The following is an 8225-nucleotide window of genomic DNA, read 5'->3' as shown; positions in this document are numbered from 1 at the left end:
CCGGCACAACGCCCGCGATGCCACCCGCCCTCTCGCGATCCTCACCATCCCGTGATCAAAACCAGGACACACCGGCTTCACGCCGAAGCCCTGGCTCCAGGGCTGATTCAAAGTCGCGGTGATCTTGTTGTGGTGCTGGTCAGTTGATGCCCAGGAGCTTGAGTGGTCGGGTGAATGGTTCGTAAGACGCCTCGCGGAGTCCAGCGGCGATGTTGCTGTACCCAGCGTCCCGGAGTGCGTTGATCGCGAGGTTGCGGAGGGTGGCCAGGTTGGCCGGTCCGTGGCCGGTGCGGATCTTCGAGGCGTCCTCGGCGAAGGTGGTGTCCCGGACGTGGTGGAGCCGGTTCTCGATCGTCCACTGTGACCGGGCCAGCTGGGAGATCCGCTGCGGGGAGGCTTCGACCGAGGTCAGGTCCGTGATCGCGTAGACGGTCTCGCGGGTGCACCTGCCGCTCGCGGTGTCCACGCGGTAGCGCAGGATCCGGGCGGCTTGGACGGCGTGGGGGAAGTCCAGCCCCAGCCGGGTGACGGTCAGCACCCGGGTGGCTCTCGTCTCCCGGCGGCCGTGTCCTGCCTCGCGGTCGTAGCGGCGGGCGGTCACCTCCTTCCAGGGCAGTGAGCGCAAGGCGGCGAACAGGTCGGGCTGGTTGGCCTTGACCAGGAAGAGGAAGTGCGCCTGCTTCTGTTCGACGAGGAAGCGGACGTGAGCGGTCTGGGTGTGCAGGGCATCAGCGGTCACCACGACATCGCGCAGGTCGAACGGCGCAAGCAGGGCGGCGAAGCAGGTGATCTCGTTCGTCTTGCCCGGCACGGGCAACTGGCTGACGGTGCGTCCGTCTCCCGTCATCACGGCCAGCAGGTGCACGGCCGGGACGGCACCGTGACGCGAGCCGCGGGCACACTTTCCGTCCACCGCAACGGTGTCGGCCCCGGCCGGGTCCTGGCCGGTCAGATCCGCCAGTCCGCCCGGACACACCGCGATCACGACGCGGGGGATCGTGGACAGCGACGGCGCGACACGCACCCGAAGTGCCCCGGCGGTGCGAGCGCCGAGCCGGGCCAGGGTGTCCTGCGGCGCCGCCCTGGACCACTGACCGATCGCCGCCCACGAGCGGGCACCAGCTGTCACCGCACACGCCGCGACCAGCAACACCGCCACGAACGGGTGACGCACTCCACGCCGCCGGCGCGGATCGGGCAGCACCGCCAGCCGGTCCACGAGCGACGGCAGCACACGATGCTGACGCGACGGCGACTTGATCAAGCAGACGGTGGCAGACTGACGGCACATCGAAGCTCCGGCTGAGAACGGCGACTTGGCAAGGTCATCCGTCTTCAACCGGAGCTTCGTTGCATCCGTCGCGGCCCCCGAACCAATCGTCACACCCCTGTGACCAGGCACCCCACAAGATCACCACGACTTTGAATCAGCCCTGGCACGGGCTCGCCCCAGAGGACGATCTTCATCGGATAGGCGCCCCGAGCGAGACCAGGGCGGCTCCGCCCAGTGTGTTGGCGCGGTCCGTCGGACGGGTCCGTTGCGCTGCCACTGTTCTCATGCGGGGTCGGCCCAGATCGGGGGACGAGAATGCTGTTGGGGCACGTCCTGCCGGGGCCGGGCCCCAAACGGAACCGGGCGTACGGAACCCCCGGAAGCCCTGCAGCCCGGACAGCCGGCCGTGTTCAGCCCACGATCTCCTCGTCGTCCTCCCGGATCGTCATCCAGGCGTGGCCGGGCCCCTCGTACACGGGGAAGCGCCGGATGCCCCAGAGATGCAGCAGGGCGAAGACCGTCACGCCGATCGCGGCGACTCGCCCGCTCACGGCGCCGGTCAGGGTGAGCACGGGCAGCAGAACGAGCACCAGGACGCCGAGCAGCCGCCTGTGGGTCCGCGCGCCGTCGCAGCGGGACGGGCGCGGCGCGGTGGTGACCGTGCGGCCGGGGTCGGTCCGGCGGAGGGGTGCGCGGCGGTCTCTCAGGTGGGGGACCCAGTCCCGCTCGCCCGTGCGCCCCCACACGATGTGGCCGCGGTCGGTCACCAGCACCGCCGACATGACGTCGATCCTGAGCGGCAGGTAGGTGATGGGCTCCCAGGTGGCGGGCCAGCAGAGCCAGGCGTCCTGGCCGATGACGCTGGGCACGGAGTCCCAGAAGTGGCGCTTGGCCGTCCTGAAGGCGGAGACGCCTCGGTTCATCATGCCGAACCGGATCTCCTGTCCGGGATCCGCACCGGCTTCGGTCCGGTGCGGTATCAGGGCGAGGTAGCTCTCACCGACCTCTTGCCGGTGGAGATCGAAGCGCTCCGGGCGCAGATCGGCCACAGCGGTGCTGACGCGTACCCGTACTGCCCGCACCCGGCCCCGGCGGCATCCGAGCGCAACTGGCTGTACGGGGGGAGCACGAACCGTTCGGCCCGGAACATGACCACCAGGCTGACCATCAGACAGAAGAACCCGACGAGACCGGCGACATTGCCCACCGCGGCGACATCGTCGCTGTTGGAATCCCTGCCGAGGGGCGCGAGCAGGCTCGCCGCCGCCAGGGCCGAGAAGAACGGAGTCCAGACAACCAGAAACAGGGCCGCGACGGGCCCCACCCCCTGCTTCGACCCGGGGAGCACCGCCGGGATCGGTGGTGGGTCCTGGCCCGCGGTGTCCGGTCCGGCCGGGACCGGCAGCGGCCCCCCGGGGCCCGGTACGAGGCCCGCGGCGCGGGAAGCGAGGACCCAGCCGCCCGCGCACAGCACGGCGAGGCCGAGGGGCACGAGCACGCTCCACCGGGGCGCGGCCTCGCCCCAGAACACGATGACCGCAGCACAGGCGAGCCCGAGCGAGACGTACGCGCCCGCGCCGAGCCCGCTCGCGAGCCCCGTCGCACGCGTCCGGGTGCCAGGCCTGCTCATCATGTGCCCGGCGCACAGCCCTTCACTGCCGTACGGACAGGGACATGCCGAAGGTCTCGATGCCATCTTCCCCCCACTTATGGGCCCTGGCGGGCGCGTGTGCGCAGAATGCTGCCCGGCGAGTGCCTTGTCCAGGTCTCCCATCAGAGCCGCCGCGTCCCGTGCACTCGTCGAAGCTGAGCAGCGCGGCCGCACTGTCGTACCCTGCTGGTCGCCCTTCCAGCATCATCGGCGGCCCGAGAAGACAGCCGTCTCCGGCCGCTACTCGGGACAGCAGCCCCGGTGGGAGACTCTCCGGCGTGACCTCCGCGCGCCGCCCTCTGGGCCCCGGTACCGAGATTCCCGAGCCCCCGGAGCGGGATCCCCGCACCAGGACTGCCACCCAGCGGGCTGCCGACGGCGACTGGGTCGAGCCCGTCGCCCCGAAACCGCCGAGGCACGGTCGCCGGGCCCTGGGCAACGGCCCTGTGGGCGACGGCCGCTGACACTCAGGCACCGGCGCTCAGCTCAGCCACCCGGCAGCTGCCGCCGTACCTGACGCCGCCGGGGGTGATCGGCGTGCTCGATGGTCACCTCCTGGTCCTCGCTGCCGGGCGCGGCTGGCGCCTCCAGGAGCAGCACCTCCATGAAGACGCGGGTACCGCCGTCGCGTCGGTTCGGCACAACGGACACGTTGCCGAGGACGACTTCCGGCGACGCCTCCAGGGCCCGCTGCACAGCCGCCGCGGTGCGCCGGGCCTTGCCGGGGTCGGAGTCCATGATCCGAAGTGAGGACATCAGGCGCTCCTCTCCGGGGTGCCGGCGCCGTGGCCGTCGAGCGTCCACGCCGCCCGCTCCCACGCCGGCTCGGTGCCTGCCGCGATCCGGTGCAGCACAGCCGCCATCGACCGGCCGTCGGCCGCCACGTCCGGGGAGCGCGTCCACGGGACCGCGGCACCGTCCCCGGGGACGCAGGGGTACGTGCTGTACGGGTAGTCGGTGAACGCGTACCAAGGAGCCCAGATCCGCGCGACGCTCGCGTTGGCCCGCGAGTGCGGCGCGGCCCACGGGTGCCGGGGATCCCGGCCGGGCCAGACCGGCTCACCGGGCAGGCGCAGCAGCGCGTCCGGACAGCGGCGGCTCGGGCCCATATAGTCCGGCTCCTCCACCACCCGCCGGTCCGCCAGCAGCGCATCGAGCCGGTCGAGGACCGCGCCGCGCTCAGCAGTGCCGTACTCCCCGGCCGGAGCCGCGTAGAGAACCTCGCCATCGTGCACGGCGACCACGGCGACGCCCTGCGCCTGCGGGAGCGAGTCGGGCCCGACATCCACGACCAGGAGCACGGCGGCCGGATCCGCAACCAGCTCGCGGGCGAGGGCCTGCGCCTGGTCGTGCTGCTCCCACAGCGTCATCGCGTACCGGCACGGGTCACAGAACCGGCCCTTGCCGAGCGGTTCCTCCTCACGGACGCCGCACCGCCGGCACTCGTACTGCAACTCACGGGCCCGGTCCAGGACAGCTCGCTGCGCGGGAGAGCAACGGCGCTTCGGCACCGCCTAGCTCCGAGATCACGATGCCGCGCCGCCGCCGGGCCTCCGGCAGCGGTGCCCGCGTGAGGGGGCGTTGGCCATCTTCCGCAGGTCGTTCGGGGTGATGGCAGCCGCCTTGCCGCGGCCGCGCTGCTGACGCCCCTTGTCCAGCCGCAGCGGCTTCAACGCGCGCCAGGCCGCCTCGTTGGCCTCCTTCGGCACGGTGAAACCGCGGCGGCGGGCCTCCGAGGTGACGCCTGTGATCCTGCGCTCGATCGAGTTCGGCGGCGCCAGAACCACCTGGTCCAGATAGGTCACGAACGAGACGAAGGTGCCGACCGTGACGGAGCTGAGCGGCAGGCGGGTACCGGTCCGCTCAGCAAGCCAGTCGTACTCGGGCCTCCGTATTCGTGCACGAGCTCGTTGACACCGAGCACGGTTCCGGGGCGGCTCATCCTCGTCGGGCCGCTGCCCAGGCCGGTCCGCAGGGTGGGCCCCCACCTGTTCCACATCACCCTGGACCAGGACCGGGCGGCCTGACCTCCACACCTCGGCCGCCGGAACCGTATCCCCCCGGCAGAACTGGGAGTGGTCAGTCGAGGAGGCCGAGGTCCGAGTCCGGCCGATCGCGGTTCTGAGGTCCGCCCGGAGGACCGGTCGTGCCGAAGCGGGTGCGGTACTCGGACGGGGTGATGCCCAGGTGACGGGCGAAGGCGCGGCGGAGGGTCTCGTCGCTGCCCAGGCCGCTGGTGCGGGCTGCTGAGGTGACGCTGTGTCCGTCAAGGAGGAGCTGTTGCGCATGGTCGAGGCGGACGCGTTCGAGCCAGCGGGCGGGTGTGGTGCCGAGTTCGGCGCGGAAGAGCCGGCTCAGGTGGCGGGGGCTGACAGCGGCGCGCGCGGCCATCGCGGGCAGGCTGTGGTCGGTTCCGGGGTCGGCGAGGACGCCGGCGATCAGTGAGCGCAGCAGGTCGCCGCGGGCCGGCGGGGTGGCGAGGGCTGTGGAGAACTGTGATTGCCCGCCGGGGCGTTGCATGAAGACCACCAGCTCGCGGGCGACGGCTCGGGCGACGTTCGAGCCGTGGTCCTCCTCCACCAGGGCGAGGGCGAGATCGATTCCGGCGCTGATGCCCGCCGAGGTGATATAGCGTCCGTCACGGATGTGGATGGCGTCGGGCTCGACGTGCGTCCGGGGGTAGCGGCGGGCGAGCGTCTCGGCGTGGCGCCAGTGGGTCGTCGCGCGGCGTTCGTCGAGCAGGCCGAGCTCGGCGAGGACGAACGCGCCGGTGCAGACGGACGCGACCCGTTCGGCCCGCTCGGCGAGGGCACGGGTCGCGTCGAGTAGCCCGTGCTCGATCGGTTGCTGGGCGAGCCGGTCGCCCCCGGCGATTATGAGGGTGTGCGAGACCCCGGCTTCCGCCGCCGTCACGGTGCCGGTCAGCGCGAGTCCGGCGGAGGTGGCCACCGGGCCGCCGCCCGGCGAGACGAGTACGAGCTCATAGGGCGGGGCGAGCCGGCCCGCCTGGTGCAGCACCTCGCAGGGGCCGCTGACGTCGAGCATCGTCACGCCGTCGAAGACGATGAAGGCGACCCGCCGCAACCCCGGCCTCATGTCCGGATCTGTGGGTCTTCTGGCTGCGAGGACATGGCACCAGCGTACGCCGCCGCAGGACAGTGAAGGCACATCACCGATCCGGTGGAAGAGCCATTCCAGTGAACAGACGCGGAGGAGCCATGAGCGAGACGATCGCGGGGGTGCGGATCCCGGACAGCGCCCTGGCGCGCGAAGCGACCGAGCTGGTACGGGAGGCGGCCGAGCCACTGCTGTTCCACCACTCGCGTCGGGTGTTCCTCTGGGGTGCGCTGCGCGGGCGCGAGCAGCGGCTCGGCTTCGACCCAGAACTGCTCTACGTGGGCGCGATGTTCCACGACCTCGGGCTCACCGAGCGCTACCGCCGCACCGGCCAGCGCTTCGAGATCGACGGCGCGGACGAGGCCCGTCGGTTCCTTCACGCCCACGGCATCACGGGCGAGATGGCCGACCGGGTCTGGAGCGCCGTCGCCCTGCACACCACCCCGGAGGTCCCGCTGCACATGGCGCCGGAGATCGCCCTGGTCACGAGGGGAGTGGAGCTGGACGTCCTCGGTATCGGCTACACCGCGGTGTCGGATGAGCAGCGGGCCGCCGTCGTGGCGGCCCACCCGCGCCCGGACTTCAAGAACCGGATACTCGCCGCCTTCACCCAGGGCGTCCAGGACCGCCCGGACACCACCTTCGGCAACGTCAAGGCGGACGTGCTGGCGCACTTCGTGCCCGGCTTCGTACGCGGCGACTTCGTCAAGGTCATCAAGGACTCCGACTGGCCGGAGTGAGGGTCTTCTCGTCACAGCTTCAACGGGAGCGGTCACGACCTCGCCGACCATCTCACCAGCGGGCCGACTACCCCCGCTGAGTAGACCTGACGGCTCGTCGGGACACCATCCGACAGCCGTTCTTGTCCGCCGACCGTGCCGCCGCCGCGTAGGCGCGCAGCGCCGGCCCACTGCGCAACGGAGAGGACTTCGACCTGACGAAGCGAGGACGCCACCAGCTCGTGGTAGCGGCACGCGGTGACATTCCCGATCACGGCCACGGCGGATCACCACATGTCCGGAGGGGACCCCTGGCGCGCGGTACCCAGTCGCGCTGCCGAGGGGCGGAACGCCAGCATGAAGGCAGGGGGCCGCAGTCCGCCACGTGATCATGGGATCGCGGAACAATCACGATGATGTAGTGTGTGGCACTCCGTCAGCAGCCGCACATAATGCCACATTGCCCCCCTTTAGGACTTGCCGGGAAACAAGTCGTGGCTTCCAGCTACGGGGATCGTTGTTCTGGTATGGGGAGGCCGGAGGGGATCGAGGACGTCCTGGCGGCGAAGTTTCAGGCGTTGTTGCCGCATCTGGACGAGCGTCAGCGCCGGCTGGTCATAGGGGCGGAAGCGCTGTCGCTGGGGCATGGTGGGATCAGGATCGTCGCTGCCGCGGCTGGGGTTCGGGAGGGCACAGTCTCGCGCGGAGCGGCTGACCTGGACTCTGGCCAGGTTCTGGTGGGGCGGGTCCGTCGTCCTGGTGGGGGCCGGAAGAGGGCGGTGGACCTTGATCCAGGGCTGCGGCCGGCGCTGCTTGCGCTGGTCGTGCCCGACGAGCGGGGCGATCCGATATCGCCGCTGCGGTGGACGACGAAGTCGACCCGGAAGCTGGCGGCGGCGCTGACTCGGCAGGGCCACCGGGTCTCCGCCGACACGGTCGCCGGCCTGCTGCGGGAGGAAGGTTTCAGTCTGCAGGCCAACGCAAAGACCATCGAAGGTGCTCAGCACCCGGACCGTGACGCCCAGTTCCGCTACCTCAACGAGCAGGCACGAGCCCACAGGGACGCCGGTGACCCGGTGATCAGCGTGGACAGCAAGAAGAAGGAACTGGTCGGCGACTACAAGAACGCCGGGCACGAATGGCAGCCCGCAGGGCAGCCTGTGAGGGTCAGGACGCACGACTTCCCCAGTCAGGCCCAGAAGGCGATCCCGTACGGGATCTACGACATGGCGGCGAACACCGGCTGGGTGAACATCGGCACCGATCACGACACCGCGGCGTTCGCCGTCGCCTCGATCCGGAGCTGGTGGCAGGCCCGAGGCCAGCACGACTACGCTCGCGCCCGCCGGCTGCTGATCACCGCCGACTGTGGGGGCTCCAACGGCTACCGCACCCGCGGCTGGAAGACCCAACTCGCCGGCCTCGCTGCCGAGACCGGCCTGGAGATCACGGTGTGCCACCTTCC

9 protein-coding genes are annotated in these 8225 nt (G+C 71.0%); 2 read left to right on the top strand and 7 right to left on the bottom strand.

The features are described 5' to 3' along the window. Nucleotides 1-139 precede the first annotated feature (139 nt). The 7 genes from ACFYT4_RS35780 to ACFYT4_RS35750 all read right to left on the bottom strand — a co-directional run bounded on the left by ACFYT4_RS35780 (nucleotide 140) and on the right by ACFYT4_RS35750 (nucleotide 6020). Nucleotides 140-1291, bottom strand: a complete 1152-nt coding sequence (locus ACFYT4_RS35780; RefSeq protein ID WP_389278980.1) for an ISAs1 family transposase — start codon at nucleotides 1289-1291, stop codon at nucleotides 140-142. Nucleotides 1292-1683: 392 nt separating this feature from the next. Continuing rightward, nucleotides 1684-2199: a hypothetical protein gene (locus tag ACFYT4_RS35775; RefSeq protein WP_389278977.1), complete on the bottom strand. Its 516-nt coding sequence runs from the start codon at nucleotides 2197-2199 to the stop codon at nucleotides 1684-1686. Between the two features lie 53 nt (nucleotides 2200-2252). Continuing rightward, nucleotides 2253-2906 carry a hypothetical protein gene (locus ACFYT4_RS35770; protein WP_389278974.1) on the bottom strand — a complete coding sequence of 218 codons (654 nt, stop codon included), beginning with the start codon at nucleotides 2904-2906 and terminating at the stop codon, nucleotides 2253-2255. Between the two features lie 504 nt (nucleotides 2907-3410). Further along, a complete protein-coding gene (locus ACFYT4_RS35765) occupies nucleotides 3411-3680 on the bottom strand; it encodes a hypothetical protein (RefSeq protein WP_389278971.1) in 270 nt (89 codons plus the stop codon). Then, nucleotides 3680-4435, bottom strand: coding sequence for a hypothetical protein (locus tag ACFYT4_RS35760; protein ID WP_389278969.1), 756 nt, complete (start codon nucleotides 4433-4435; stop codon nucleotides 3680-3682). Before ACFYT4_RS35760 ends, ACFYT4_RS35765 begins: the two co-directional genes overlap by 1 nt. 15 nt (nucleotides 4436-4450) lie before the next feature. Beyond that, nucleotides 4451-4729, bottom strand: a complete 279-nt coding sequence (locus ACFYT4_RS35755; protein WP_389278966.1) for a hypothetical protein — start codon at nucleotides 4727-4729, stop codon at nucleotides 4451-4453. 274 nt (nucleotides 4730-5003) lie between these two features. After that, nucleotides 5004-6020, bottom strand: coding sequence for a GlxA family transcriptional regulator (locus tag ACFYT4_RS35750; RefSeq protein WP_389278963.1), 1017 nt, complete (start codon nucleotides 6018-6020; stop codon nucleotides 5004-5006). Between the two features lie 122 nt (nucleotides 6021-6142). Between ACFYT4_RS35750 and ACFYT4_RS35745 the strand changes: the two genes are divergently transcribed. Both ACFYT4_RS35745 and ACFYT4_RS35740 read left to right on the top strand, forming a co-directional pair. Further along, nucleotides 6143-6781 carry an HD domain-containing protein gene (locus ACFYT4_RS35745; RefSeq protein ID WP_389278960.1) on the top strand — a complete coding sequence of 213 codons (639 nt, stop codon included), beginning with the start codon at nucleotides 6143-6145 and terminating at the stop codon, nucleotides 6779-6781. Nucleotides 6782-7287: 506 nt separating this feature from the next. Beyond that, the coding region (locus tag ACFYT4_RS35740; protein WP_389278983.1) for an ISAzo13 family transposase at nucleotides 7288-8225 on the top strand (938 nt) is incomplete at its 3' end.

The organism is Streptomyces sp. NPDC004609, assembly GCF_042873655.1.
Taxonomy (GTDB): Bacteria; Actinomycetota; Actinomycetes; order Streptomycetales; family Streptomycetaceae; genus Streptomyces.
This window is presented reverse-complemented; position numbering and strand designations above follow the sequence as displayed.